Source organism: Rhizobium laguerreae (assembly GCF_002008165.1).
Classification (GTDB): domain Bacteria; phylum Pseudomonadota; class Alphaproteobacteria; order Rhizobiales; family Rhizobiaceae; genus Rhizobium; species Rhizobium laguerreae.
On sequence record NZ_MRDM01000014.1, the window covers coordinates 841917 to 865859 of the forward strand.

At 61.5% G+C, this 23943-nt stretch carries 22 protein-coding genes; 8 read left to right on the forward strand and 14 right to left on the reverse strand.

Annotation, left to right across the window (positions count from 1 at the left end; genetic code table 11):
- Nucleotides 1-85: 85 nt before the first annotated feature.
- On the forward strand, nucleotides 86-2566 hold the full coding sequence (locus tag BS630_RS19990) for an ATP-dependent helicase (RefSeq protein ID WP_077978773.1): 2481 nt from the start codon (nucleotides 86-88) through the stop codon (nucleotides 2564-2566).
- Between the two features lie 126 nt (nucleotides 2567-2692).
- Here the strand turns inward: BS630_RS19990 and BS630_RS19995 are convergent, their stop codons facing one another.
- On the reverse strand, nucleotides 2693-3040 hold the full coding sequence (locus BS630_RS19995) for a hypothetical protein (protein WP_017961272.1): 348 nt from the start codon (nucleotides 3038-3040) through the stop codon (nucleotides 2693-2695).
- A gap of 370 nt (nucleotides 3041-3410) precedes the next feature.
- Here BS630_RS19995 and pncA point away from each other — a divergent pair, with 370 nt between their 5' ends.
- Together pncA and BS630_RS20005 are read left to right on the forward strand one after the other, a co-directional pair.
- On the forward strand, nucleotides 3411-4037 hold the full coding sequence (pncA, locus tag BS630_RS20000; protein WP_077978774.1) for a bifunctional nicotinamidase/pyrazinamidase: 627 nt from the start codon (nucleotides 3411-3413) through the stop codon (nucleotides 4035-4037).
- Nucleotides 4038-4132: 95 nt separating this feature from the next.
- On the forward strand, nucleotides 4133-4798 hold the full coding sequence (locus tag BS630_RS20005; RefSeq protein ID WP_077978775.1) for a dihydrofolate reductase family protein: 666 nt from the start codon (nucleotides 4133-4135) through the stop codon (nucleotides 4796-4798).
- Nucleotides 4799-4815: 17 nt separating this feature from the next.
- On the opposite strand, the gene BS630_RS20010 is transcribed toward BS630_RS20005, so the two are convergent.
- Nucleotides 4816-6402 carry a hypothetical protein gene (locus BS630_RS20010; protein ID WP_077978776.1) on the reverse strand — a complete coding sequence of 529 codons (1587 nt, stop codon included), beginning with the start codon at nucleotides 6400-6402 and terminating at the stop codon, nucleotides 4816-4818.
- 85 nt (nucleotides 6403-6487) lie between these two features.
- The gene (locus BS630_RS20015) at nucleotides 6488-6742 is read right to left on the reverse strand and encodes a DUF2164 domain-containing protein (protein ID WP_017961276.1); all 255 of its coding nucleotides are present in this window, start codon (nucleotides 6740-6742) and stop codon (nucleotides 6488-6490) included.
- A 131-nt stretch (nucleotides 6743-6873) separates the two neighbouring features.
- Between BS630_RS20015 and BS630_RS20020 the strand changes: the two genes are divergently transcribed.
- Nucleotides 6874-7605 (forward strand): AzlC family ABC transporter permease, encoded by a 732-nt coding sequence (locus BS630_RS20020; protein WP_077978777.1) that lies wholly within the window; start codon nucleotides 6874-6876, stop codon nucleotides 7603-7605.
- Between the two features lie 3 nt (nucleotides 7606-7608).
- A complete protein-coding gene (locus tag BS630_RS20025; protein WP_017965080.1) occupies nucleotides 7609-7917 on the forward strand; it encodes an AzlD family protein in 309 nt (102 codons plus the stop codon).
- A gap of 46 nt (nucleotides 7918-7963) precedes the next feature.
- Here BS630_RS20025 and BS630_RS20030 read toward each other — a convergent pair whose 3' ends face one another.
- A complete protein-coding gene (locus tag BS630_RS20030; RefSeq protein WP_077979244.1) occupies nucleotides 7964-9799 on the reverse strand; it encodes an aminopeptidase P family protein in 1836 nt (611 codons plus the stop codon).
- Nucleotides 9800-10078: 279 nt separating this feature from the next.
- Here BS630_RS20030 and BS630_RS37425 point away from each other — a divergent pair, with 279 nt between their 5' ends.
- Nucleotides 10079-10252: a hypothetical protein gene (locus tag BS630_RS37425; protein ID WP_167383832.1), complete on the forward strand. Its 174-nt coding sequence runs from the start codon at nucleotides 10079-10081 to the stop codon at nucleotides 10250-10252.
- Between the two features lie 412 nt (nucleotides 10253-10664).
- On the opposite strand, the gene BS630_RS20035 is transcribed toward BS630_RS37425, so the two are convergent.
- Together BS630_RS20035 and BS630_RS20040 are read right to left on the reverse strand one after the other, a co-directional pair.
- Nucleotides 10665-11543 (reverse strand): 50S ribosomal protein L11 methyltransferase, encoded by an 879-nt coding sequence (locus BS630_RS20035; protein ID WP_077978778.1) that lies wholly within the window; start codon nucleotides 11541-11543, stop codon nucleotides 10665-10667.
- A gap of 68 nt (nucleotides 11544-11611) precedes the next feature.
- Nucleotides 11612-12214 carry an SCO family protein gene (locus BS630_RS20040; protein WP_077978779.1) on the reverse strand — a complete coding sequence of 201 codons (603 nt, stop codon included), beginning with the start codon at nucleotides 12212-12214 and terminating at the stop codon, nucleotides 11612-11614.
- 321 nt (nucleotides 12215-12535) lie between these two features.
- Between BS630_RS20040 and BS630_RS20045 the strand changes: the two genes are divergently transcribed.
- Entirely contained in the window at nucleotides 12536-13006 is a 471-nt protein-coding gene (locus tag BS630_RS20045; RefSeq protein ID WP_003541378.1) for a chemotaxis protein CheW, read from the forward strand.
- A gap of 273 nt (nucleotides 13007-13279) precedes the next feature.
- Here the strand turns inward: BS630_RS20045 and BS630_RS20050 are convergent, their stop codons facing one another.
- A complete protein-coding gene (locus BS630_RS20050; protein ID WP_077978780.1) occupies nucleotides 13280-13774 on the reverse strand; it encodes a CreA family protein in 495 nt (164 codons plus the stop codon).
- Between the two features lie 78 nt (nucleotides 13775-13852).
- Nucleotides 13853-14443 (reverse strand): 3'-5' exonuclease, encoded by a 591-nt coding sequence (locus BS630_RS20055; protein ID WP_077978781.1) that lies wholly within the window; start codon nucleotides 14441-14443, stop codon nucleotides 13853-13855.
- Between the two features lie 282 nt (nucleotides 14444-14725).
- Here BS630_RS20055 and BS630_RS20060 point away from each other — a divergent pair, with 282 nt between their 5' ends.
- Nucleotides 14726-15262: a GNAT family N-acetyltransferase gene (locus BS630_RS20060; protein ID WP_077978782.1), complete on the forward strand. Its 537-nt coding sequence runs from the start codon at nucleotides 14726-14728 to the stop codon at nucleotides 15260-15262.
- A gap of 32 nt (nucleotides 15263-15294) precedes the next feature.
- On the opposite strand, the gene ligA is transcribed toward BS630_RS20060, so the two are convergent.
- From ligA to ftsZ, 6 genes are all read right to left on the reverse strand, one after another.
- Nucleotides 15295-17451: an NAD-dependent DNA ligase LigA gene (gene ligA, locus BS630_RS20065; protein WP_077978783.1), complete on the reverse strand. Its 2157-nt coding sequence runs from the start codon at nucleotides 17449-17451 to the stop codon at nucleotides 15295-15297.
- A 112-nt stretch (nucleotides 17452-17563) separates the two neighbouring features.
- Nucleotides 17564-18091: a DUF6886 family protein gene (locus tag BS630_RS20070; RefSeq protein ID WP_077978784.1), complete on the reverse strand. Its 528-nt coding sequence runs from the start codon at nucleotides 18089-18091 to the stop codon at nucleotides 17564-17566.
- 99 nt (nucleotides 18092-18190) lie between these two features.
- Nucleotides 18191-19864, reverse strand: a complete 1674-nt coding sequence (recN, locus tag BS630_RS20075) for a DNA repair protein RecN (RefSeq protein WP_077978785.1) — start codon at nucleotides 19862-19864, stop codon at nucleotides 18191-18193.
- 5 nt (nucleotides 19865-19869) lie between these two features.
- Nucleotides 19870-20739 (reverse strand): outer membrane protein assembly factor BamD, encoded by an 870-nt coding sequence (locus BS630_RS20080; RefSeq protein WP_020050822.1) that lies wholly within the window; start codon nucleotides 20737-20739, stop codon nucleotides 19870-19872.
- A 258-nt stretch (nucleotides 20740-20997) separates the two neighbouring features.
- Nucleotides 20998-21954: a UDP-3-O-acyl-N-acetylglucosamine deacetylase gene (lpxC, locus tag BS630_RS20085; protein WP_020050823.1), complete on the reverse strand. Its 957-nt coding sequence runs from the start codon at nucleotides 21952-21954 to the stop codon at nucleotides 20998-21000.
- Nucleotides 21955-22215: 261 nt separating this feature from the next.
- Nucleotides 22216-23943 (reverse strand): cell division protein FtsZ, encoded by a 1728-nt coding sequence (gene ftsZ / locus BS630_RS20090; RefSeq protein ID WP_077978786.1) that lies wholly within the window; start codon nucleotides 23941-23943, stop codon nucleotides 22216-22218.

Below are 23943 nucleotides of genomic sequence, written 5' to 3' on the forward strand. Positions count from 1 at the left end.
ATACCGCTTGGAATAGCGCCGACTCGGGAATGAAAGCAGAACATCTTTTCTGGTCTTTCCTTCCCGAATCACTACATTACGCGCCATGAGCAATAGTTTCGACGATATGCCCTTCTTCGACGAAGAGCCGGGCGAGATGGCGCGCAAGCCGCAGCCGCCTGCCGCGCCCGCCGAAAGGGCGCCCACCGCCGGTGGCGGCATCGCGGCGCGCGCCATGGCGGCTCGCGACGGCGGCAAGCGGCCGGATTATCTCGCCGGGCTGAACCCCGAACAGACCGAAGCCGTCGAAACGCTGGAGGGCCCGGTCCTCGTGCTCGCCGGCGCCGGCACCGGCAAGACCCGCGTACTGACGACCCGCATAGCCCATATCCTCAATACCGGCCGCGCCTTCCCCTCGCAGATCCTCGCCGTCACCTTCACCAACAAGGCGGCCCGCGAGATGAAGGAGCGTATCGCGTTGCTGGTCGGTGGCGCCGTCGAAGGCATGCCCTGGCTCGGCACCTTCCATTCGATCGGCGTCAAACTTCTGCGCCGCCACGGCGAGCTTGTCGGCCTGCGCTCCGATTTCACCATTCTCGATACTGACGACGTCGTCCGCCTGATCAAGCAGATCATCCAGGCCGAAGGCCTCGACGATAAACGCTGGCCGGCCAAGCAGTTCGCCGGCATGATCGACACCTGGAAGAACAAGGGTCTCGGCCCTGCCGATATCCCCGAGGGCGACGCCCGCGCCTTTGCCAATGGCCGCGGCCGCGATCTCTATTTTGCCTATCAGAACCGCCTGACGACGCTGAACGCCTGCGACTTCGGCGACCTGCTGATGCATCCGATCGCGATCTTCCGCAAGAACCCGGATCTCTTGAAGGAATATCATGGTCGCTTCCGCTATATCCTCGTCGACGAGTACCAGGACACCAACACCGCCCAGTACATGTGGCTCAGGCTTCTCGCCCAGCGCCCCAAGGGCGAGCCGCAGAACGTCTGCTGCGTCGGCGACGACGATCAGTCGATCTATGGCTGGCGCGGCGCGGAGGTCGACAATATCCTGCGCTTCGAAAAGGATTTCCCTGGCGCCAAGGTGATCAAGCTCGAGCGCAACTACCGCTCGACCGAACATATCCTCGGGGCCGCCGCCCATCTGATCGCCCATAATGAAGGCCGCCTCGGCAAGACGCTGTTCACCGACCGCTCCGATCCGGACGACGTCAAGGTGCAGGTCCATGCCTCCTGGGATTCGGAGGAGGAAGCCCGCGCCATCGGCGAGGAGATCGAGCAGCTCCAGCGCGGCAAGCATCTCTTGAACGACATGGCGATCCTCGTGCGCGCCTCCTTCCAGATGCGCGAATTCGAAGACCGCTTCGTCACCCTCGGCCTCAACTATCGCGTCATCGGCGGCCCGCGCTTCTACGAGCGCCTCGAGATCCGCGACGCCATGGCCTATTTCCGCCTGGTTGCTCAAGCCTCCGACGACCTCGCTTTCGAACGCATCATCAACACCCCGAAGCGCGGCCTCGGCGATACGACGGTGCGGGCGCTGCACGACTATGCCCGTGCCCGGGATATCCCGATGCTTGCGGCAGCAGTCGACATCATCGAGACGGACGAGCTGAAGCCGAAGGCGCGAAAGGCGCTCTTCGACGTGATTCAATCTTTCCGCCGATGGCAGGAACTGCTTGAAAACACGCCGCATACCGAACTTGCCGAGCAGATCCTCGAAGAGTCCGGCTATACCGACATGTGGAAGAACGACAAGAGCGCTGAAGCCCCCGGCCGCCTCGAAAACCTCAAGGAACTGATCCGCTCGATGGAAAGCTTCGAGTCGATGCGCGGCTTCCTCGAACACGTCTCCCTGGTGATGGATGCCGAGACCAACGAGAACCTCGACGCCGTCTCGATCATGACGCTGCACTCGGCCAAGGGCCTGGAATTCGACACCGTCTTCCTGCCGGGCTGGGAGGAAGGCCTCTTCCCGCACCAGCGCTCGCTGGATGAGAGCGGCCGCGCCGGTCTGGAGGAGGAACGCCGCCTCGCCTATGTCGGCATCACCCGCGCCAAGCACCGCTGCCACATCTGGTTCGTCTCCAACCGCCGCATCCATGGCCTCTGGCAATCGACCCTGCCCTCGCGCTTCCTCGACGAACTGCCGGAAACCCATGTCGAGGTCGCCGCAATGGAGCAGAGCTACGGCGGGTATGGCCGCGGCGGCTACGGCCAGTCCCGCTTCGACAAGGCCGAACCCTTCGCCAACTCGTATTCCACTCCTGGCTGGAAACGCGCCCAGGCCAACAAGACCGACGCTACGCGCGACAACTGGGGCACCCGCTCCGGCCACGCCGTCGAACGCATCGGCTACGGCGAAAGCGGCCCGAAGGGGCGTACCATCGAAGGCGAGTTGGTGGCGAAATCGACCTCGTCGGAACCGTCGAGATTCACGCTTGGCGACCGCGTGTTCCACCTCAAATTCGGCAACGGCAACATCACTGGCATCGAAGGCAACAAGCTGACGATCGAGTTCGACCGGGCTGGACAGAAACGGGTGCTGGACGGATTTGTCGATCGCGTGTGACTCAGAGCAATTCCAGGAAAAGTGCGAAGCGGTTTTCCGCCCGGAATTGCGTAAAACAAAAGACTGGAGCGGTTCTGCGCCCCCATGAAAGCTGAACTGATCCAAGTCAGGACGACGCGAAAACGCTCACCCGAGCATCCGCATCCTTCCAAGTCCGAGAATATCGTTGACGAGCGCAATGCCCATGCCCGCGGCGACGATTCCCAACCCGATCAGAAAGAGCCGGCGCGACCGATCATAATTGGCGGCGAAGAGGGAGTCCCGCGCCAGCAGATCGGCAAAGACCTTCACCTGGACGGCGATGCCCACGGTCAGGAACAGCATCGGCAGAATATCGATGCGGCTCCAGTCATTGGGATTGGAAACCCAGACACTGATGAAATTGAGCGAGAAGCCAAGGATGATCCCAGCCGCCGTCAGCGACCCGTTGCGAAACGTCGCATCGATCTTTTCGTCGGGATCCGGCTCTGACATGGTTTCGCTTCCGGCTTGCTTCCAAGGGTAAGAAAGGCAGAAATCATGACCCGGAGCAAGGTCGGTTGACGTCGCCTCTCGCGGAAAGCAGACGAAATGTCGCAGCCGCGCAAACCCGGGCACTCCGCCCATAGCTCTTCCGCACTGCGTTACGGCATTTCGGGCCAACACCGGCATGGATTTAATCGCGCTCAGACACCGATCGCCCCGTCAACTCTCGCAATGATGGTATTAGAGCATTCTGTTTCGACGACTTACGACCGCTAGTGCCAGAATTAACACTTGCGCGTCCGCGCCTGGAAATCCACTAGTTGATCCATTCAGTGCGCTTGGCGTCTTGCACTGCAATAGAGCGAAGGAATTGGCCTTGATGAAAGCGCTGCTGCTCGTCGATATTCAGAACGGCTTCTGTCCGGGCGGCAATCTGCCGGTGCCGGAGGGCGACAAGGTCGTTCCCGTCGCAAACAGACTGATCGACAGCGGCAAATACGATCTGATCGTCGCTTCGCAGGACTGGCATCCGCCGGGCCACGGCAGCTTCGCCTCCGCCCATCCCGGTGCCGCCCCCTTCGACATGGGAGAACTGTCGGGCAAGCCGCAGATGATGTGGCCCGATCACTGCATTCAGGGTACGCTCGATGCCGAACTGCACCCCGAGCTCAAATCCGAAGAGATCGACCTGATCCAGCAGAAGGGCGAGGATCCTGCTATCGACAGCTATTCGGCCTTCCGCGACAATGACCGCGATGCCTTGACCGGCCTTTCCGATTTCCTCGAGGATCAGGGCGTCACCGACCTCGACGTCTGCGGGCTGGCGACCGATTATTGCGTCAAGTTCTCCGCGCTCGATGCACTGGAGATGATGCCTGACGTTCGCGTGCGCTTCATCGAGGATGCAAGCCGCGGCATCACGCCCGAAGGCGTCACCGCCGCCATCGAAGAAATGCGGACACATGGCATCGCGATCATCGACAGCGCCAAGGTCCTGGCCGGCTGATTGAGATCAGCGACAAAAGACAGTGTGGCGGATGTCGGATCGGCACCCGCCCATCCGTCCTTGGCTCTGAACGCACCAATCATGGGAGCTGAGAGATGAGAAAGCTTGTTACCGCAGCCTTCGTGAGCTTGGATGGCGTCATGCAGGCGCCGGGCGCGCCGCAGGAGGATCCGACCGGCGGCTTCACCCTTGGCGGCTGGACCGTCAATTACTGGGACGAGCCGATGGGCGGTTTCATGGACGGGATTTTTACCGAACCCTTCGCGCTACTGCTCGGCCGCAAGACCTACGAGATCTTTGCGGCGCACTGGCCCTTCGTCGGCAAAGACGATCCCATCGGAAAAGCCTTCAATGCCGCGACCAAATATGTCGCGACCACTTCCGCCGAGCCGCTCACCTGGGAAAATACCGTTGCGCTGCGCGGCGATGCCGCCGCCGAGATCGCCCGCTTGAAGCAGGAGGACGGTCCGGACCTCCTGACGCAGGGCAGCAGCGGCCTGCTGCAAACCCTGCTGGTGCACGACCTGATCGACGAACTCCGGCTCCTGACCTTCCCGCTCATCCTTGGCCCCGGGAAGCGCTTGTTCGGCAAGGGCGCCAGGCCGGAAGCGCTGAAGCTCACGGCCAACTCGGTATCGACAACCGGCGTCGTCATGAGCGTCTACGAGCGCGCCGGCGCGGTCGAAACCGGCAGCCTCGGAATGCCCGAGCCTTCGCAAGCCGAAATCGCACGCAGAGAACGGATGAAGCGCGAGGGCTGAGACGCGCCGGCGCGCTCCTATTTCAGAACGTAGGCGTCGAACGTCTCATCGCTTCCGGCAACCGGGCCGAAGCGCTTGACGAGGCTTGTCGCGATTTGGAAAGCAGAAATGTCTTCCGGCGTCAGAGACAACCGCCAAACGTAGCTTTCACGCAGGGAGACGGGCGCAGTAATCCGATCAAGCCGCTGCGAAAGAAGAATGACGACAGGCACATGTTCACTCTGCTGCAATCGACGTGCCGTTTGCAGAATATCGGCAAGGCTGAGCGAAAGCCGCGCGTTCCGGGTATATCGCACGATGGCGCCGAACCGCTCCTCCCGCAGGAGATAGGTACGATTGGAGACGTAATAGGGCAAGGCTTCCACGAGATAATCGGGATCCGCCATGATGACCGCGTCCCTGAGATCAGGGCGCGATTGCATGAACGCACCGAAATCCTTGCTTCGGCTCAGGGGTATTTCGGCTATGAAGGCCTGATTGACCTTTTCGATACCGGACACGACCTGTAGCGCCAGCAATATCAGGAAGCACAGACGCCCGAACTTTACGATGCCGCCAGCAGCCTCGATGCCGCCCGCTCCCTCGTGCTGAGTACGTCCGGTCAAAGCGGTGATCGCGATCATGAAAACCAGCCAGAGCGCCTGATGTCTGTATCCGCCCGGATAGACAAGCGTAAAAAGCAGCGAAAGCCCTAACAGAACCAGTCCGGCTGCGATCATCGCCGGCCGCCGGTTCGCCAGCGCCAACAGGCTGGCGTAGATGAGCACGGACATCAACGCTGCGAAAATATGGGAGGCCAACGGATATGCCACGACCAATTCAAGGACGCGGTTGGGATAGAATTCCATAAAATGAGAACTGGGCACGGCAAGCGCATCGAGGGCAAGCAAAGCGAAATTCTTGCCGCTGAGATCGTTCTGCCCCGTATCATTGAAGGTCGGATAGACCGTTACGAAACATAGAACGACTCCGACCGCGGCAATGACAGCGGCTGTCGCAAAGGCCCGATATTCGTTCAGAGGACGCTTTGGTCGCGCCAGAAGCAAAGTAAAAAACCAATAGGCGAGGAAGCCGCCGACGAGCACGACCGAATGGACGTTGGTATTTGCCAGCAAGGCAAACAACAGGCCGAGCAATAGCCCGTTGCGTGCTCCTCTCTCCCAACTCAGGACGATAAGGAAAATCACCAGCATGCTGATGCCGTAATTTCGCGACATCGCGGCATACTCGAAAATCGAAAAGCTGCTGAACAACGACAGCAGCATGATGGAAAGCGGCAATTTCAGCCTGAAAATGAGCAGATAGACCGCCGCCGCCGCAATCGTCAGGGCGACGACCTTCAGGACGACAGGTGAGCCGACCACGACATAGGCGGCGCGCAGTAGAATATACCAAAGAGCAGGATGACCCTCGCCATGCATCTGGCGAAGCATATCGATGAAATTATCCCCCTGGAGGGCGAGTGACAATGCACGAACCTCGTCACGCCAGACCGTTTCGGACCAGCAAAGCGCAGATGCCAGCGTAAGCCAGACCGTAAACATCAACGCCTTGCCGAGCTTGGCGGATCGAGGTTCATCGATAGCAGAAACAATCACGGCCAAAAAACACGCAACCCGGTGAACGAAAGCGTCACGACCATATCGGCGCAGAAATAATTTGGCGTTAAGTGAAGGCTCTGGTTTGATTCTAAGGCGCTAAAATTTTTTCCTCCCTCTCAAGCAGATGGATATCTTCGGCCATGTCTTCCATTCGCTTCAACAGGGCGGCTTGGGCATCTCTCAGCCCTCGATTGTAGACGTACGGGCCGATCTCCTCGACGAAGAAGTCAAGCAGGAATTCAGCCGGCAAAGCGCCGATGGGATCCAGCTCCCGATCGAAATAAGCGCGGATGCGCGAAACGATCTCAGCCTTTTCTTCCTTCGAAAATTCGATCTTCTTCATGGTTGCCTCTTTATCGAATGTGATCGGGAGTTTGATGGTTCAGCGAAATCGATTGGTCAATCAATGAAATTCAATTGCCGTTGCAAGCCGCAGACCATAAGGGAAACCTGAATTCCAACAGGAAAGATCCCATGAATCGCGCCGACTTTGTTGAAGGTTTGCGGGGCGGCTCCGCCGTTGCGCTGGCATCGGCGCCCTTTGGCGCCCTCTTCGGAGCGCTTGCGGTCGAAAACGGCATGTCGCTCTCCGAAGCCGCCTTCATGAGCGCCACCGTCTACGCCGGCGCCAGCCAGATGGTCGGCATCGAACTCTTCGGTCACAATGTCCATGCCTGGCTGATCGTGCTGTCGATCCTCGCCGTCAATTTCCGCCACGTGCTCTATTCGGCGGCGCTGGCGCGTTATATCGGCCATTTCACGCCGGTGCAGAAATTCTTCACCTTTTTCCTGCTTGTCGATCCGCAATTCGCCGAGGCGGTAAAGCGCGGCGAGGCCGGCCGACAACTCACCTTCGCCTGGTATTTCGGCTTCGCCATCATCATCTACATTCCCTGGGTGCTGATCAGCGTCGCCGGCGGCATGCTCGGCGGCTTCATTGGCGATCCCAAGGCCATCGGCCTCGACATCCTGCTGCCGGCCTACTTCCTCGGCATCGTCCTCGGCTTCCGCAAGCGAGACAATTTCCTGCCCGTGGCGCTCGTCAGCGCGGTGGCTTCCGTACTCGCCTACCGCTATGTCGGCTCGCCCTGGCATGTCAGCCTCGGTGCTGCCGTCGGCATCCTACTCGCCGCCGTGCTGCCTTTGCCGCCGCAAGAGGCTGATCTCGAGGCCGACGCCCTTAAATCCGAAGTGCACGAGGTCTAAGCCATGGAATTTGATCTTCACATGGCGCTCGTCATCCTCGCGGCAGCCGCCGCCACCTTCGCCACCCGCATCGGCGGCTATATCCTCATCACCCGAATGAAGAGCATTCCCCCGCGCATGGAGGCGGCGCTGAATGCCGTGCCGGCCGCCGTGCTGACGACGCTGGTCGCACCCGCATTCTTCATCGGCGGCTGGGAATCGAAGCTGGCGCTGATCGCCGCCCTCTTCATCGGCCTGCGCTTCACCCATACATGGATGCTGGTCGCCGCCTGGATCGTCGTCATGACCTGGCGCCACACGATCGGCGCCTGAGCACCGGCCCGACAGCCGGCGCAGAAATTCAAGGCATGCCGTTTTCTCAATATTCCAGCGGCAGCGTCGCGTTTTCGAGCCACGCCCTGACATCGTGATCATGGATGAGCGGCATCAGCGCCTCGCATGTGCGGCGATGATAGTCGTTGAACCAGTGCAACTCGTCATGGGTCAGAAGCTCCGGAATGACGAGGCTGCGGTCGATCGGGCAGAAAGTCAGCGTCTCGAATCCGAGCATCGGCGCATCGCCGCCCTCGATCTCTTCGGCCCCGCGCACATAGATCAGGTTCTCGATGCGGATGCCGAAGCTGCCGGGCCGGTAATAGCCAGGCTCGTTCGAAAGGATCATGCCGGGCAGCAGTTCCTGCGTCGACAGCCTGGAGATGCGCTGCGGCCCCTCATGCACCGAGAGATAGGAGCCGACGCCGTGGCCTGTGCCGTGAGCGAAATCGGCGCCGGCCCGCCACAGCGCGATGCGCGCCAGCGGATCGAGGTCGCAGCCGCGCGTGCCCTTCGGAAAACGCGCCGTGCTGATCCCGATCATCCCCTTCAGCACCAGCGTGAAGAAGCGCCGGTGCTCTTCTGAGACCGCGCCGATGCCGACGGTGCGGGTGATGTCGGTCGTGCCGTTGATATATTGCGCGCCCGAATCGATCAGGAAGAGTTCGCCGGCCTCGATCATCCGGTTCGTCTCGGTCGTCACGCGGTAATGCATGATCGCCGCATGTTCGCCGGCGCCCGAAATCGTGTCGAAGGAAATATCCTTCAGCGGGTTCTGCATACTCTGGCCGACGCGGGCGCGCGCCGCTTCAAGATGCTCGGCAGCAGCGATCTCGCTCACAGTGCCGGGCTTCGTCTGCGACAGCCAATAGAGAAATTCCACCATCGCCGCCCCGTCCTGCAGATGCGCGGCGGCCGAGCCGTTGATCTCGACGTCGTTCTTCACTGCGCGCGACAACTTGGCGGGATCGGCTCCCTCCACCACTTCGCCGCCCGCCTTGCGGATTATCTCCGCCAGCGCATAGGCGGCAATGTCAGGGTCGATCAGCACGCGGCCGCCATCCCTGGAGACCGCGGCGAGCTTTTCTTCCAGCGCCGATGGCGGCAGCTGCGTGCAAATCTGCGCGAGATAGGCCTCCGGCTCGATGCCGGTCTTGCGCTTGTCGAGGAAGATCTCGGCGCGGCCGTCGGCATGGATGATGGCGCGCGCCAGCGGATGCGGCGTGTGCGGCACGTCGGCGCCGCGGATATTGAAGGTCCAGGCGACCGAAGAGGGATCGGCGATCAGCACCGCCGCAAGGTTCATCTTCGAAAGATCGGCGGCGATCGTCGCGATCTTCTCCCTCGCCAGCACGCCGGCCTGCGCGACGTTCTGGATGCTGACCGCGCCAAGCGGCTCGGCCGGCCGGTCGGCCCAAAGCCTGTCGAGCGGATTGTGCGGCAGGAAGACCAGCGTGCCGCCGATCTCCGACAGCGCCCTTTCCAGACGGCGCACCTCGGCCCCGGCATGCAGCCAGGGGTCGATGCCGAGCCGCAGGCCCTTGGCTCCGTTTGCGGCGAGCCAGACATGCGGCGGCGCGTTGACGAGATCACCACCCGAAAAGACCGAACCGTCGACCTGTTCGGCAAGTTGCGTCACATAGCGCCCATCGACGAAGACGATCGCCTGCGTGCGCAGGATCAGCGCAATGCCGGCCGAGCCGGTAAAGCCCGTCAGCCATGCCAAGCGCTCCGAACATGCGGGAACATATTCGCCGTTGAATTCATCGGCGCGCGGCACGAGGAAGGCGTCGATGCCAAGCGAATCGAAACTGGCGCGCAGTGCGGAAACCCGATCCCTGCCGAATTGCGGCGTGGAAGTGACTTCGAAAGACTGGAACATGCTGGAAACCCGAATGATTGAGACGAATCCGGTTAATGGGATGCCGGCCATGTTAGCGAAATTTCAATCGATGGGGAGAAAAAGCGACAAAACGAGTCGAAACCCCTGGGACCGCTCAACAATTTGACAGAACTGTGACGCCAAAAGTTAATTTGGCACGCTTTATGCATTGGCCGCATGGCTCCCATGAGCAAAACCCTCTGCCTCCGCATTTCAGAATAGCTATATAGGCGTCATCGAACGGTTCGCGATGAACCTGCAAACAAAGGAATTCTTGAAATGACCGCCTCTCTCTCGCGCTTCGCATATAGCAGCCCGGTGCAGGCTGGCGAACGCAAGACCGTGCGTCACGTGATCGGCGCCCGCCGCCCGCAGAATGAGGACAGCCTCAAGCTGCTCGGCGCCGGCCAGCGGGCCACGCGCCACAAGGGCGCCCCCAGCTACGCGTTCTAAGCCTGAAAGCCAGTCCGTCTCCTCCCTCCCGGACCGGCCTATTGGAATGCAGTAGAGTCCGCTTGAGCGCTCCTCCCCTTGAGCTCGCGGGCATTGACCGGATAGACCGGTCGAAGGCGGTGCCATCGGCACCGCCTTTTTCTTATCTTCAACAAGGCTCAGAGCGGTTCCGTTTCGATAAGGCGGTGCGGCCCCGCCACCGCCCTCATCCCTGTGCTTGTCACAGGGATCCAGTGCGCCCAAGTCCTTGGGCGCGGAAAACTCTCTTCAAGCTCTTATGGAGTCATTCACCGCGCAGACGCGCGGTGGCTGGATTCCTGTGACAGGCACAGGAATGAGGTGAGGAGGAGACGCGTTGCCTCAAGCAAGGCCTGCGTTGCAGGACAAGTCACCTACTCACAACCTTGAAAAATCAAGGACGATCGAGGTGAATAGTCACCCAGCCGTTGCGCCAGATGGTTCTGACATGGCGAAGCCTCGCGCCACTATAGGCGGCAATCACCTTCCAGCGCTGGCCGGCCAGGATGCCCGAGAGAATGACCGATCCGCCAGGCGCAAGATGCGTCGCAAGCTTCGGCGCCATGCGGATCAGCGGCCGGGCCAGAATGTTGGCGATGATGAGATCGAAGGGACCATGTTCGGAAAAGGCCGTCGAATGAAAGCCCGGCGCGGTCCTGGTGACGATGCCCGCGGCGATGCCGTTACGGCGCACGTTCTCGGCCGCCACCTTCGTCGCGATCGGATCGATGTCGGTCGCCAGCACCGGTATGTTCCTGAGCTTGCGCACCGCAATCGCCAGTACGCCGCTGCCGGTGCCGAGATCGAGCGCGTTGCGGACCGGGCGCGAGCGCACCACGGCATCGATCACCTCGAGGCAACCGGCCGTCGTGCCGTGATGGCCGGTGCCGAAGGCCTGGCCTGCATCGATCTCGATGGCGATGTCGCCGGGGCGGATCTTGTCGCGGTCATGCGAGCCATGCACCAGGAAACGCCCTGCCCGGACAGGCTTCAGCCCCTCCAGCGATTTCACCACCCAGTCGATCTCTGGGATGACTTCCCGCTCCAGCCGGGCATCAGGGAAAGAGGCCTTCAATGCGTCCTCGACACGGGATTGCACCTCAGCCTCGTCCTCGGCCATCATGTAGATTGAGGCTTCCCAGATATCCTTCTTCTCATCGATCTCGGTGGTGCCGATGGCAAAGTCTTCTTCACCGAAGACTGCGCTCAGAAGGTCGAGGATCTCCTCGGCTTTGGCTTCGGTCGTCGTCACGTAAAGGCGGATTTCACTCACGATAGGCGGTCTTTCCCGTTTCCGTTGCCCGCCGCCGATCGAGCCAACGCCCCATCACGCTGAAGCTGTCACCCCTTGCTGACGAGATTCTCCAGCTTCTTTACCGCCGTGTCCGGGTTTTCGCCATAGGCGATCGTTCCGGAAAACCGCCCGGCCGAATCGAGCAGGAAGACCGAGGCGGTGTGATCCATCGTATAGTCGCCATTCGGATCCTTCTCGTCGACCGGCACTTTCTTGGCGTAGACGCGGAACCCCTTGACCACCTCGGCGATCTTGTCGGGCGCGCCTGAAATGCCGGTGATGCGCTTGGAAACATTGGAGACGTATTCGTTCATGATCTCGGGCGTGTCGCGCTCCGGATCGACGGTCACGAAATAGGCCTGCAGCTTATCGCCCTTCGGATCGACCTTCTCCATCCAGCCGTTCAGCTCGAAAAGCGTCGTCGGGCAGACTTCCGGGCAATGGGTGAAGCCGAAGAACAGCGCCGTCGGCTTGCCGCGCAGCGCCTCCTCGGTGATCGGCTGTCCGTTCTGGGAGACCAGGGTGAAGGGTACGCCGAAGGGAGGTTCCGCCACCACATCCTTCGACTTCGTCAGGTTGAGCGTGACCGCTCCGAGAAACCCGGCAAGTATCAGGACACCGACCCAGACGGCGATGCGGAATGTCTTCATTGGCATGATCCTCAATCCGGGCGGAGACGCGTGGCCCGCCCCTGCTGGCGTGATTATAGCCTCGAGCGGAGGCGCGCAATTCAAGAATATGTTTTCGAACCCGTGTTGAATTGTCTCACCGGTGGAAACTGCCACGGCAACGAAATCCGCCCTCAGGAATCTGCGCGGATCAAAATTGCATGTGGTTGAATAACTTACCTCTAGAGCGACGGCCAACCCGAAAATATATATCGTTAGGAAAGACTTAAGCCGTCACATCTATATTTAACGGCGGTTCTACATCGCCTCTCCCGCTGGGGACAACTGGGAAGATTTCTGACTATGAACAACAATAACGCCATCAAGCAGTCGGGCGCTTATCTCGAAATCGTTTCATTCCACCTGGGCGATCAGGAATTCTGCATCGACATCATGGCCATCCGCGAAATTCGCGGCTGGGCGCCGGTGACGCCGATGCCGCACACCCCGCCCTACGTCTTGGGTCTCATCAACCTGCGCGGTGCGGTGATCCCCGTCATCGACATGGCCTGCCGCCTCGGCATGAAGATGACCGAGCCCTCCGAGCGCTCGGCGATCATCGTCACCGACATCGCCGGCAAGCTGGTCGGCCTGCTGGTCGAGCAGGTTTCCGACATGATGACCATCAAGAGCGAAGACCTGCAGCCGCCGCCGGAAATCATCCCGGAGGCCCAACGCGCCTTCTGCCGCGGCATCGTCGCGCTCGAAAAGACCATGGTCTGCTTCTTGAACCTCGACACGGTCATTGCCGACGAGCTGACACAGGCCGCCTGAGGAATACTCATATCTGGAATTCGAAGGCCTGGCTCGTCCGGGCCTTTTTGATTTTGGGGTGGAGAGCAGAGCGGACATGGTTTCCAACTTGTAAAACCCCTCCCCAACCCCTCCCCACAAGGGGAGGGGCTATGCTCAGCCCTTGCCTCGCTCATCCCGAAACGTCGAAAATCAGGAAAGCGGGTGCGGCGAATTAAGCCCCTCCCCTTGTGGGGAGGGGTTTGGGGCGGGGTCTTTAATCTCGATACCGAAAGACGCGGGAATCTCCCAGACTTATTGCGGCTTCCCATTCTTCCAGACGACGTTCTGTCCGTAGAGCGGAATGGTCGAGATCGACATCTTCGCCGAACCGTCGGTCAGTTCGCGCGAATGGGCGAGATAGATCAGCGTGTCGTTGGTCTTGTCGTAGATACGGTTGACGACCAACGTCTTCCAGATTAGCGACATGCCCTGGCGGAACACCTCGCTGCCATCCTTGGACAAGTCGACATTGCCGATCTCGATCGGCCCCGTCTGCCGGCAGGCAATGGAATTGTTGGACGGATCCTCGAACCAGTTGCCGTTCTTGAACCGGTCGATCAGGCTGCGGTCGAAATAGGTGACGTGGCAGGTAACGCCCTTGACGTCAGGGTCGGAGACCGCCTCGACGATGATGTCGTTGCCGATCCAGTCGACCCCGACCTTGCCGACGACTTCGGCCGAGGCAGCACCTGTAGAAAGGGCGGCGAAAGAGAAGGCGGCGAGGAGAAGATTGCGCAGGCTGGACATGGCGGCTCCCTGAATAATCCGCATTCTAGATAAGCATGCACCCATGCTTTGCAAGAAAACGAAGTTTGCAGAAAGGGATCAGCCTTTTCGGCAGGTGCAGGGCTCGTATGCCCGCGCCGTCAGCCGGCCGGGTCTCATGCCGATCAATGCCGGTATGGCGTGGACGGCATGGGCCTTGACCGCCCTTGCCATCTCGATTGCGGCCGCTGCGCAGACGGCGGCATCTTCGGCGGCATTGTGGTGCACGAAACGCAGGCCGAGATGCTCGGCGATCAGGTTCAGCCGGTGCGAAAGGAAATGCGGCCAGATCCGCTGCGCCATCTTCAGGCTGCAGAGATAGGTAAGCTCCGGATAGGATTGCCGGTAGAGATCGAGGCTCGCCCGCCAGACGCTGAAATCGAAGGCGGCATTGTGCGCGATCATCGTCGCGCCGCGAAAATCCTCCTCGAACTCGTCCATTACCTCGGGAAACTCGGGCGCGTCCTCGACATGCTCCGGACGGATGCCGTGGATCGCGATGTTCATCCCGGAAAAGCGCATGTCCCGCGGCCGGATCAGCCGCTCCTCAACGCGCGTCACCCTGCCGTCCTCGATCCAGGCAAGGCCAACGGAACAGGCGCTGCCGCGCTGTTCGTTCGCCGTCTCGAAGTCAATCGCGATGGTTTTCAATGCCGCAGTCCGAATCGTTTCTTCGCGAACAGGAATACCGCCCCGCTTCCTGCCACGCAAATTCGACACGACGCCCGGTTGACTTTTTAACCCGCATATCGAAACTTGTTGGCATGATCGGTTCCGTAACCATGGCAGCACTTATCCATCACACCACGACCCTTGAAGGGTACGCGGGAGCGTTGGTGCGTTAGCAGCGATCCGATCATCCCGAAAACCCTGCCGAGGCGAGCAGGGTTTTCGTAAAGCCGGCTCTCCTCCTGAAACAAACGGAGAGCATGAATGTCCGAAAACAAAGAGAACGAACCTCGCGGCCGAGCGCGCCTGCCGGATGGCGTACTCGTGCGCGCCGTTCGCCTGTCAGATGCGGAGGAGATCACCGATCTCATAAATCTGCCCGGCTACCGGGCCGGCACCTTGCGGCCGCCATACCAGAGGGTCGAGGAAGTTCGCAAGTACATGGAAAACCCGTCGCCGGGCGCACTCAACCTCGTCGTCACCCAGGACGGCAAAATCGTTGGCAATGGCGGCCTCAACCGTCTTTCCGGCCGCAGGCAGCACGTCGCCAGCATCGGCATGGGCGTGCATGACGATTTCATCGGCCGCGGCTTCGGACGGATCCTGCTCGGAGCAATGGTCGATGCTGCCGACGACTGGCTCGATATCAAGCGGCTGGAACTGACTGTCTACACCGACAACGATGTTGCCATCGGCCTCTACCGGAAATTCGGCTTCGAGCAAGAAGGCCTGCTGAAGGCCTTCGGATATCGCGCCGGTCAATACGTCGATGCCTATACGATGGCGCGCCTCAGGCTATGAGAAAACGCGGCTGCCGACTTGCCGTCAGCCCCTCACCCGCTGATCAGTGCCAGCCATTCGTCCTCGTCCATCGTCTGCACACCGAGTTCGCGCGCCTTGTCGAGCTTGGAGCCGGCGCCGGGGCCGGCGACGACGATGTCGGTCTTCTTCGAGACCGATCCCGCCACCTTGGCGCCAAGACTTTCCGCCCTCGCCTTTGCCTCGTCGCGGGTAAACTTTTCCAGCGAGCCGGTGAAAACCACGGTCTTACCGGCAACCGGGCTGCCTGCCGTCTTCGGTTGTTCGGCCTCCTCGGGCGTCACTTCCTCAAGCAGTCGGGTGATCACCTCGACATTGCGCGGCTCCTTGTAGAATTCGACGATGGCCCGCGCCACAACTTCGCCGATACCCTCGATGGCGTTGAGATCGTTCCAGGCGTCGCCGGCAAGCGCCTCGGCCTCGCGCATTGCGGTTTCAAAGGCCGCATAGGTGCCGTAAGAACGCGCCAAGAGCTTCGCCGTGGTCTCGCCGACATGACGGATGCCGAGCGCGTAAATGAAGCGGTGGAGCGCAATGCTGCGCCGCTCGGTGATCGCCGCATAGAGCTTGCCGACGCTGACCTTGCCGAAGCCGTCAATATTCTCCAGCTTGGTCAGCGATTGCTGCTGACGCTTCTCCAGCGTGAAGATATCCGGCGCGGTGCGGATCTGCAGCGACGCGTCCTCGTTTTCGAAGAAGAAATCGATCTGCTTCGAACCGAGCCCTTCGATATCGAAGGCGTTTCGCGAAACGAAATGCTTCAGATGCTCCGTCGCCTGTGCCCTGCAAATGAAGCCGCCGGTGCAGCGGGTGACCGAATCGAGTTTGCCGGTCTTCTCATGTCTTTCACGCACGGCATGCGAACCGCAGACCGGGCAGGTCTTCGGAAATTCATAGGGCCTGGCCCCGGCCGGCCGCTTCTCCATGACAACGTCGAGCACCTGCGGGATCACATCACCTGCCCGCTGTACGATGACGGTATCGCCGATGCGGATATCGTGCTCGTCGTCGCGGATGCGCTCGCCGCTATTGCCGATGCCCCGGATGTAATCCGCGTTGTGCAGCGTCGCATTGGTGACGACCACGCCGCCGACGGTGATCGGCGTCAATCGCGCGACGGGTGTCAGGGCGCCGGTGCGGCCGACTTGAATGTCGATATTCTCGACGATCGTGAAAGCTTGCTCGGCAGGAAACTTGTGCGCCGTCGCCCAGCGTGGGCTGCGTGAGCGGAAGCCGAGCCGGGCCTGCAGCTCGAGACTGTCGACCTTGTAAACGACGCCGTCGATGTCGTAGTCGAGATCCGGACGTTTGAGGCCGATCTCATCATAATGCGATAGGATGTCGGCGACCGAGTTCAGCCGTTTCATCAGCGGATTGACGGGAAAACCCCAGTCCTTGAAGGTCTGCACCATCCCAAATTGCGTATCTTCAGGCATCTCCGACATCTCGCCCCAGGCATAGGCGAAGAATTTCAGCTTGCGGCTCGCCGTCACCTTGGCGTCGAGCTGGCGCAGCGACCCGGCAGCGGTGTTGCGCGGATTGACATAGGTCTGCTTGCCCTCCGCCTCCATCTGCCGGTTCAGCGCCAGGAAGTCGCTCTTGGCCATATAGACTTCACCGCGGATCTCAACGACCGCGGGAACACCTTTCGGCAGCTCGTTAGGGATTTCGGCGATGGTGCGGATATTGGCGGTGACATTCTCCCCAGTCGTGCCGTCGCCGCGCGTCGCAGCCGTCGTGAGCCTGCCGTTCTCGTAACGGACAGACATCGACAGGCCGTCGATCTTCGGTTCGGCGGTAAAGGCGATCGACTGGTCCGGCAGCCGGCCGAGGAAGCGATAGACGCCGGCGACGAAATCCTGCACGTCCTCCTGCGAGAAGGTGTTGTCGAGCGACAGCATCGGCCGGGCATGGACGACAGGCGAGAAGGTGACGGAAGGCGCTGCACCGACATGCCGCGACGGGCTGTCCTCGCGGATCAGCTCGGGAAACCGCACTTCCAGCGCATCGTTGCGGCGCTTCAGCGCGTCGTAATCGGCATCCGAAATCTCCGGTTGGTCCTTGCCGTGATAGAGCGCATCATGATGCGCGATCTCCTTTGCCAGCCGCTCGAGCTCGGCGGCAGCCTCTTCGATCGTCAACGTGTCGACGGTGAAACCTTCGGTGGACATGGAACATCACTCCAGAGAATCTGGCCAGAAAATCTGGATTGTTTTTAGAGCAAAATTTCCGGATGAAAAGAGAGGCTGGATATCCTGCATCGGGAAGATCGGTCTACCCCGCCTATTCCCAATCCCTGGCATTGCGCAGCCGGATGCCGCTGACATGCAGGCTGGTGTTCCAAAGGTTCTTCAACGGCCGCAGGCTATCGACTAGCCGAAGCTCCACCCTGCGCGGCGCAAACTCCTGGTCGAGCCGCGAGATGGCGGTCCTCTCCAGGGGAATGACGCGTCTGCGGGCCACCCACATGCCAGCATCCTGAAGATCTTCGAAGCCCCCGGCCGGCATCTCGTAACGGTGGATCGTCTCCGCTTCGAGCCTTTCCAGCCAATGGCGCTCGACGTAGGCGACGGCCCGCCAGTCGCCGAACCAGTGCCGCCGTTCGGCCTCCGGCGTATCGGCTGTCGCCCAGAGCAGGATGCGGGGGCAATCGCGCGGAAAGAGATACATGAAATCATGATCGGCATCGATTGCCCAGACGAGCGGACCGTTCAACCATTCTCGGCCGGGCGCACGGGCAGATGGGACGCGAACCGGGCGCGGCTCGAACGCCGCAATACCGGAATCGTCGCTGAAATGGAAAAGCCGCATGGCATGAGCTCGTCGCCGATCGGGAAGCTTCAGCCCATATCGCGCCGCAGGATGATTGTCATCCCGCCGGCCCGGGCGGGAAGAGCATCGCAAGAAAAATCAGCCGTTGCCGGCCAGCAGCCGCTTTGCCGCCGCCCTCGCCTCTTCGGTGACCGAAGCCCCAGCCAGCATACGGGCGATCTCCTCGGTGCGGTCCTTCTGCGCCATCGTCGCGACGCGCGTGGCGATCTTTTCCGAACCGTCGGCCGACGGTCCCTTGGAAATCAAGAGATGCGTCGCCGCCCGCGCCGCGACCTGCGGCGCATGCGTGACCGACAGCACCTGCACCCGCTCCGACAGCCGCTTCAGCCGCTGGCCGATCGCATCGGCCACCGCACCGCCGACGCCGGTATCGATTTCGTCGAAGACGAGCGTCGGGGCCGATCCGCGATCGGCGAGCGCCACTTTCAGCGCCAGCAGGAAACGCGACAGCTCGCCGCCCGAGGCGACCTTCATGATCGAGCCCGGTCGCGTGCCGGGATTGGTCTGGACATGGAACTCGACGACGTCGATGCCTTCGGCCAGCGCCTCGCCCGCATCCGTGGTGATCTCGACCATGAAACGGGCGCGTTCGAGTTTCAGCGCCGGCAGCTCGGCCATGACGGCCCCGGCCAGTGCGGTTCCGGCATGATGGCGCTTGTCTGACAGCGAGCGCGCCGCCGCATCGTAATTTTCCCGCGCCAGGCCGACCTCGGCATCAAGCCGCGCAAGCCGCTCCTCGCCCGCGTCGAGATCGGCAAGATCTGCGATCATACGGACGGCAAGCGCCGGCAGTTCGGTGACGGGAACGGAATATTTGCGCGAGGCGGCCCTGAGCGCGAAAAGCCGTTCCTCCACCCGCTCCAGCTCCCTGGGATCGTATTCGGTCTTGCGCAGTGCCGCCTCAACCTCCATCTGCGCGTTGGAAAGCTGGTCCAGCGCGGCATCGAGCAGCGTCACTGTGTCTTCGAGCAATCCCGGCGCCTCATGGCTCTTGCGCTCCAGCCGGCGCACCAGCGAGGCGATATGGGGCACCGGCGAGGCATTGCCGTTCAGGAATTCGGACGCCTCGGCGATATCGCCGGCGATTCGCTCGGCCTTCATCATCTTCTGCCTGTTATCGGCGAGCTCTTCCTCCTCGCCGTCCTGCGGCGAGAGCTTCTCGAGTTCTTCGACGGAAGAGCGCAGGTAGTCGGCTTCGCGCGCCGCACTTTCCACCTTCTCGCGGTGCTTCTTCAGCGTCCGCTCGCTGTCGCGCCACAGGCGATAGAGCCGGGCGACCTCCGAAACCTCGTCGGTGAGGCCCGCGAAGGCGTCGAGCAGGGTGCGGTGAGCGTTGGTGTCGACAAGGGCGCGATCGTCGTGCTGTCCGTGGATTTCGACCAGCAGCTGACCGGCCTGGCGCATCAGCTGCACGCTAACCGGCTGGTCGTTGACATAAGCCTTGGTGCGCCCGTCCGCCGATTGCTGGCGGCGGAAGATCAGATCGCCCTCGTCATCGATGCCGTTTTCACGCAGGAGGGTGCGGGCGCCGTGTTCCATGCCCACGTCGAACACCGCCGTCACCTGGCCCTTATCCTCGCCATGGCGCACCAGATCGCCGTCGCCGCGCCCACCGAGCGCCAGCGACAGGCTGTCGAGCAGGATGGATTTGCCCGCCCCGGTCTCGCCCGTCAGCACGGAGAGGCCTATCTCGAAGGCAAGATCCAGCCGCTCGATCAGGACGATATCGCGGATCGAAAGCTGGATCAGCATTGGCCTCAGGAACCGAGAAGAAGTTTCTTGCCCGCAGCCGCGATCCACGAGCCCTTGTTTTCACGCGGCTCGGCACCGCCGCTCTGCAGCAGCTTGTAGGAATCAGCATACCACTGGCTGTCGGGGTAATTGTGACCGAGAACGGCAGCGGCTGTCTGCGCCTCGTCGACGATGCCCATGGAGTAATAAGCTTCGACGAGACGCGCTAAGGCCTCTTCGATCTGGTTCGTATTCGGATATTTCTCGACAACGATGCGGAAGCGCGAGATCGCGGCGAGATATTCCTTCCGCTCCATGTAATACCGGCCGATCTGCATTTCCTTGCCGGCGAGCTGGTCGCGCGCAAAGCGGATCTTGGCCTGTGCGTCGTCGACGTATTCGGAGTTCGGATAATTGTCGACGACAGCCTGCATCGCCTCGATCGTCTTGGCCGAGGCGCGCTGGTCCTGCGTCACGTCGACGATCTGCTTGGAATAGGTGAGACCGATCAGATACTGCACATAGGCGGCATCCTGGGACTTCGGATATTGCGACATGTAGCGGTTGCCGGAAGCAAGCGCATCGTCCAAGCGGCCTTGGCGGTATTTGACGAAGGTGCTCATCACAAGCGCCTTGCGCGCCCATTCGGAGAACGGGTTCTCGCGGTCGATCGCGTCGAACTTGCGCCCCGCTTCCGCCATGTTGCCGGCCTTCATATTGGCAAGGCCCTGGGTGTAGAGCACGTCGGGCGGATCGGTTTCGAGGCCGAGCTTGGTGATGTCGATATCGGGGTCCGACTGGCAACCGGAGATCAAGGCGCCTGCGCTGAGCACCAGAAGCGATGCGAACAAAGCACGCGCTGTCTTCATCATACCTTCAGATCCTGCATAACCCATTCGAAAGAACCCCACTGCTGCCGCTCTCTCCACGGCAGCCACGCCTCGCTGGCGTTTCTAGCCACAAATGTGCATCAAGAGCAACGCAATGATAAGGCATTAACGCATTTTTGTGGCAGCAGCTGCAGAAATGACCGGCTTTTCAACTTCTTCCCGACCTGTGGCGGCCAAGCATCGGCCTATTGCCGCAGACGTGCCCGGACATAAAAAAACCGCCTCCGGGAAAGAGGCGGCCTGGTCTTGAGACTATGCTGGAGGTCATGCCGACCAGGGAGCGAATTCCGAAGCGCTGACTGCGATCAGTTCGCGGGCAGCGACACGCTGGCGCGGCGTCGACGTCTCCACAACCTCGTAGGCGGAGGGATCGGCGAGCAGCGCCTTCAGCGCATTGGCGTTCATCTTGTGACCACCGCGATAAGAACGGTAGCAGCCGATGAACTGGGCGCCGGCAAGCGACAGATCGCCGACGGCATCGAGCGTCTTGTGGCGGACGAATTCGTCCTTGGCGTAACGCAGTCCTTCGACGTTGATGACGGTGTTGTCGTCCGAAATGACGACGGAATTTTCGAGTGAAGAGCCGAGCGCGTGGCCCGACGCCCAGAGACGCTCGACATCGCGCATGAACCCGAAGGTGCGGGCGCGGGAAAGCTCGGCCTTGAAGACGGCGGCAGTCATGTCGCCGGCCCACTTCTGCCGGCCGATCAGCGGGCAATCGAAATCGATCTCGACTTCGAAGCGCGTGCCGTCATAGGGGCGGAATTCGCTCCAGGAGCCGCCATGCTCGATTCGCACCGGCTTGGTGATCCGGATATAGCGGCGCTTGACGCCGAGCGAAACGAGACCGACCTGCTCGATCGCTTCGACGAAGGGCAGCGAGCTGCCGTCCATGATCGGCATTTCGGAACCCTGCACCTCGATCACCACATTGTCGAGGCCGAGCGCATAGACGGCGGCCATGACATGCTCGATCGTCGCAACCGAATGGGCGGGCGAGAAGCCGAGCACGGTGCAGAGGTCGGTGTTGCCGACCTGCGAGGAAACGGCCTTGAGTTCGGTGATATCGCCATTGTCATGCAGGCGCTGGAAAACGACGCCGGTGCCCGATTCGGCCGGGTTCAGGGTGATCGAAACGTCGGCGCCCGAATGGACCCCGATGCCCGAAAGCGTCACGGGACGCGATACCGTCGTTTGAAAACCCAGCAAGCCAATCGCCATAAATTCTGCCTTTATTCTTCCGCACCGGCGGTCTGTCCGATCGGCGCGGTCATCGTTTATTCTGCAGCCGGAGCCTGTCAAAAGGTCTCCTGGGGCAGTTTCGTTGCACCATACTTACGTGCGCCGGCGCTCCAATCCAAATCACTGTTTCTTTCGCTTTGTTACGAAGTCACGCGATTGAAATCATTTGCGAATCACGGGCGAAAAAACAGCAATGCCCGGGACCTTGATCCCGGGCATGAGAGGTGCCGAAGCACGGCCTCAGTTCGACTGGCGACGCAGGAATGCCGGGATTTCCAGCTGGTCGTCTTCCTGCATCATCCGGGCCTGCGGAACCGCGCGACCCTGGTCGTCGAGGTTGCCGCGACGCGGTGCGTAGAGGCTTGCCTCCGGCGACAGCGGACGGCGCTGCTGCGAAGCGGCCGGCGGTGCTGCGGTCATATCGGCGGCAACGGCGTCGTCGTCGCGGCGGCCAAGCGAATTGGTGATTCGCTTGAGCAGACCCATCGGACCGCGCTCTTCGGCCGCATGCGCGGAAGCCGGCTGCGCACGGTGATCGAGTTCGGCCTGAACGACCGGCGGGAAATCCTCGACCTTCGGCATGCGCATCGGTTCGGGCGCCTGACGGATGGTCGGCTCCTGCCGGACGGGCTGCTGGTGCACCGGCTGCTGCTGGACGGGCTGCTGGATCGGCTGGCTCATCACCGGCGCCGGAGCCTGCTGCTGCACCTGAGGACGCATTGCCGGAGCTTCCGGTGCAGGCGCGAAGATCTTGCTCTGCGGACGGAAGGTTTCCTGCTGTGCCGCCGGCTGCTGCAGCGGTGCGGCAGCACGCGGGGCCGGAATTTCGAGCTCGCGTTCCATCTCGGCTTCGCGGATGGTCTGCGCGATCGGATCCATGGCCTTCGGTGCCTGCATCACGGGGGCAGGCTGAACTGCGGCCGCTGCCGGAGCAACAGCCGCCGAGGGACGGATAACCGGCCTTGCTGCCGGCTGGAGGTTCCGTTCGGCGGCTTCGTTCATCGCCCGGTCGATGCCGGTTGCGACGACCGAGACGCGAATGATGCCTTCGAGCGATTCATCGAAAGTGGCGCCGAGGATGATGTTGGCGTCCGGATCGACTTCCTCGCGGATGCGGGTCGCGGCTTCGTCGACTTCGAAGAGGGTGAGGTCGCGACCGCCGGTGATGGAGATCAGCAGACCCTGGGCGCCCTTCATCGAGGTTTCGTCGAGCAGCGGGTTGGCGATCGCAGCCTCTGCGGCCTGCAGCGCGCGGCCGGAGCCGGAAGCTTCGCCGGTGCCCATCATCGCGCGGCCCATCTCGCGCATCACCGAGCGGACGTCGGCGAAGTCGAGGTTGATGAGGCCTTCCTTGACCATCAGGTCGGTAATGCAGGCAACGCCCGAATAGAGAACCTGGTCAGCCATGGCGAAGGCATCGGCGAAGGTCGTCTTGTCGTTGGCAATGCGGAAGAGGTTCTGGTTCGGAATGACGATCAGCGTATCGACAGACTTCTGCAGTTCCTGGATGCCCATCTCGGCCAGGCGCATGCGGCGCCCGCCTTCGAAATGGAACGGCTTGGTGACGACGCCGACCGTCAGGATGCCCTTGTTGCGGGCCGCCTGTGCGACAACCGGGGCAGCACCTGTGCCGGTGCCGCCGCCCATGCCGGCGGTGACGAAGCACATATGCGTGCCGTTCAGGTGATCGACGATCTCGTCGATGCACTCCTCGGCGGCCGCGCGGCCGACTTCCGGCTGCGAGCCGGCACCGAGGCCTTCGGTGACGTTGACGCCGAGCTGAATGATGCGCTCAGCCTTCGTCATCGTCAGCGCCTGCGCATCCGTGTTGGCGACGACGAAGTCGACGCCCTGGAGGCCGGCGGTAATCATGTTGTTGACGGCATTGCCGCCACCGCCGCCAACGCCGAACACGGTGATGCGCGGCTTCAGCTCTGTGATGTCAGGCTTTTGCAGCTTGATGGTCAT

Coding starts and splice junctions, on each gene's coding strand:
- BS630_RS19990 (WP_077978773.1), top strand. CDS start 86: ATGAGCAATAGTTTCGACGATATGCCCTTCTTCGACGAAGAGCCGGGC.
- BS630_RS19995 (WP_017961272.1), bottom strand. CDS start 3,040: ATGTCAGAGCCGGATCCCGACGAAAAGATCGATGCGACGTTTCGCAAC.
- pncA (WP_077978774.1), top strand. CDS start 3,411: ATGAAAGCGCTGCTGCTCGTCGATATTCAGAACGGCTTCTGTCCGGGC.
- BS630_RS20005 (WP_077978775.1), top strand. CDS start 4,133: ATGAGAAAGCTTGTTACCGCAGCCTTCGTGAGCTTGGATGGCGTCATG.
- BS630_RS20015 (WP_017961276.1), bottom strand. CDS start 6,742: ATGAAGAAGATCGAATTTTCGAAGGAAGAAAAGGCTGAGATCGTTTCG.
- BS630_RS20020 (WP_077978777.1), top strand. CDS start 6,874: ATGAATCGCGCCGACTTTGTTGAAGGTTTGCGGGGCGGCTCCGCCGTT.
- BS630_RS20025 (WP_017965080.1), top strand. CDS start 7,609: ATGGAATTTGATCTTCACATGGCGCTCGTCATCCTCGCGGCAGCCGCC.
- BS630_RS20030 (WP_077979244.1), bottom strand. CDS start 9,799: ATGTTCCAGTCTTTCGAAGTCACTTCCACGCCGCAATTCGGCAGGGAT.
- BS630_RS37425 (WP_167383832.1), top strand. CDS start 10,079: ATGACCGCCTCTCTCTCGCGCTTCGCATATAGCAGCCCGGTGCAGGCT.
- BS630_RS20040 (WP_077978779.1), bottom strand. CDS start 12,214: ATGAAGACATTCCGCATCGCCGTCTGGGTCGGTGTCCTGATACTTGCC.
- BS630_RS20045 (WP_003541378.1), top strand. CDS start 12,536: ATGAACAACAATAACGCCATCAAGCAGTCGGGCGCTTATCTCGAAATC.
- BS630_RS20050 (WP_077978780.1), bottom strand. CDS start 13,774: ATGTCCAGCCTGCGCAATCTTCTCCTCGCCGCCTTCTCTTTCGCCGCC.
- BS630_RS20060 (WP_077978782.1), top strand. CDS start 14,726: ATGTCCGAAAACAAAGAGAACGAACCTCGCGGCCGAGCGCGCCTGCCG.
- ligA (WP_077978783.1), bottom strand. CDS start 17,451: ATGTCCACCGAAGGTTTCACCGTCGACACGTTGACGATCGAAGAGGCT.
- BS630_RS20070 (WP_077978784.1), bottom strand. CDS start 18,091: ATGCGGCTTTTCCATTTCAGCGACGATTCCGGTATTGCGGCGTTCGAG.
- recN (WP_077978785.1), bottom strand. CDS start 19,864: ATGCTGATCCAGCTTTCGATCCGCGATATCGTCCTGATCGAGCGGCTG.
- BS630_RS20080 (WP_020050822.1), bottom strand. CDS start 20,739: ATGGGTTATGCAGGATCTGAAGGTATGATGAAGACAGCGCGTGCTTTG.
- lpxC (WP_020050823.1), bottom strand. CDS start 21,954: ATGGCGATTGGCTTGCTGGGTTTTCAAACGACGGTATCGCGTCCCGTG.
- ftsZ (WP_077978786.1), bottom strand. CDS start 23,943: ATGACCATCAAGCTGCAAAAGCCTGACATCACAGAGCTGAAGCCGCGC.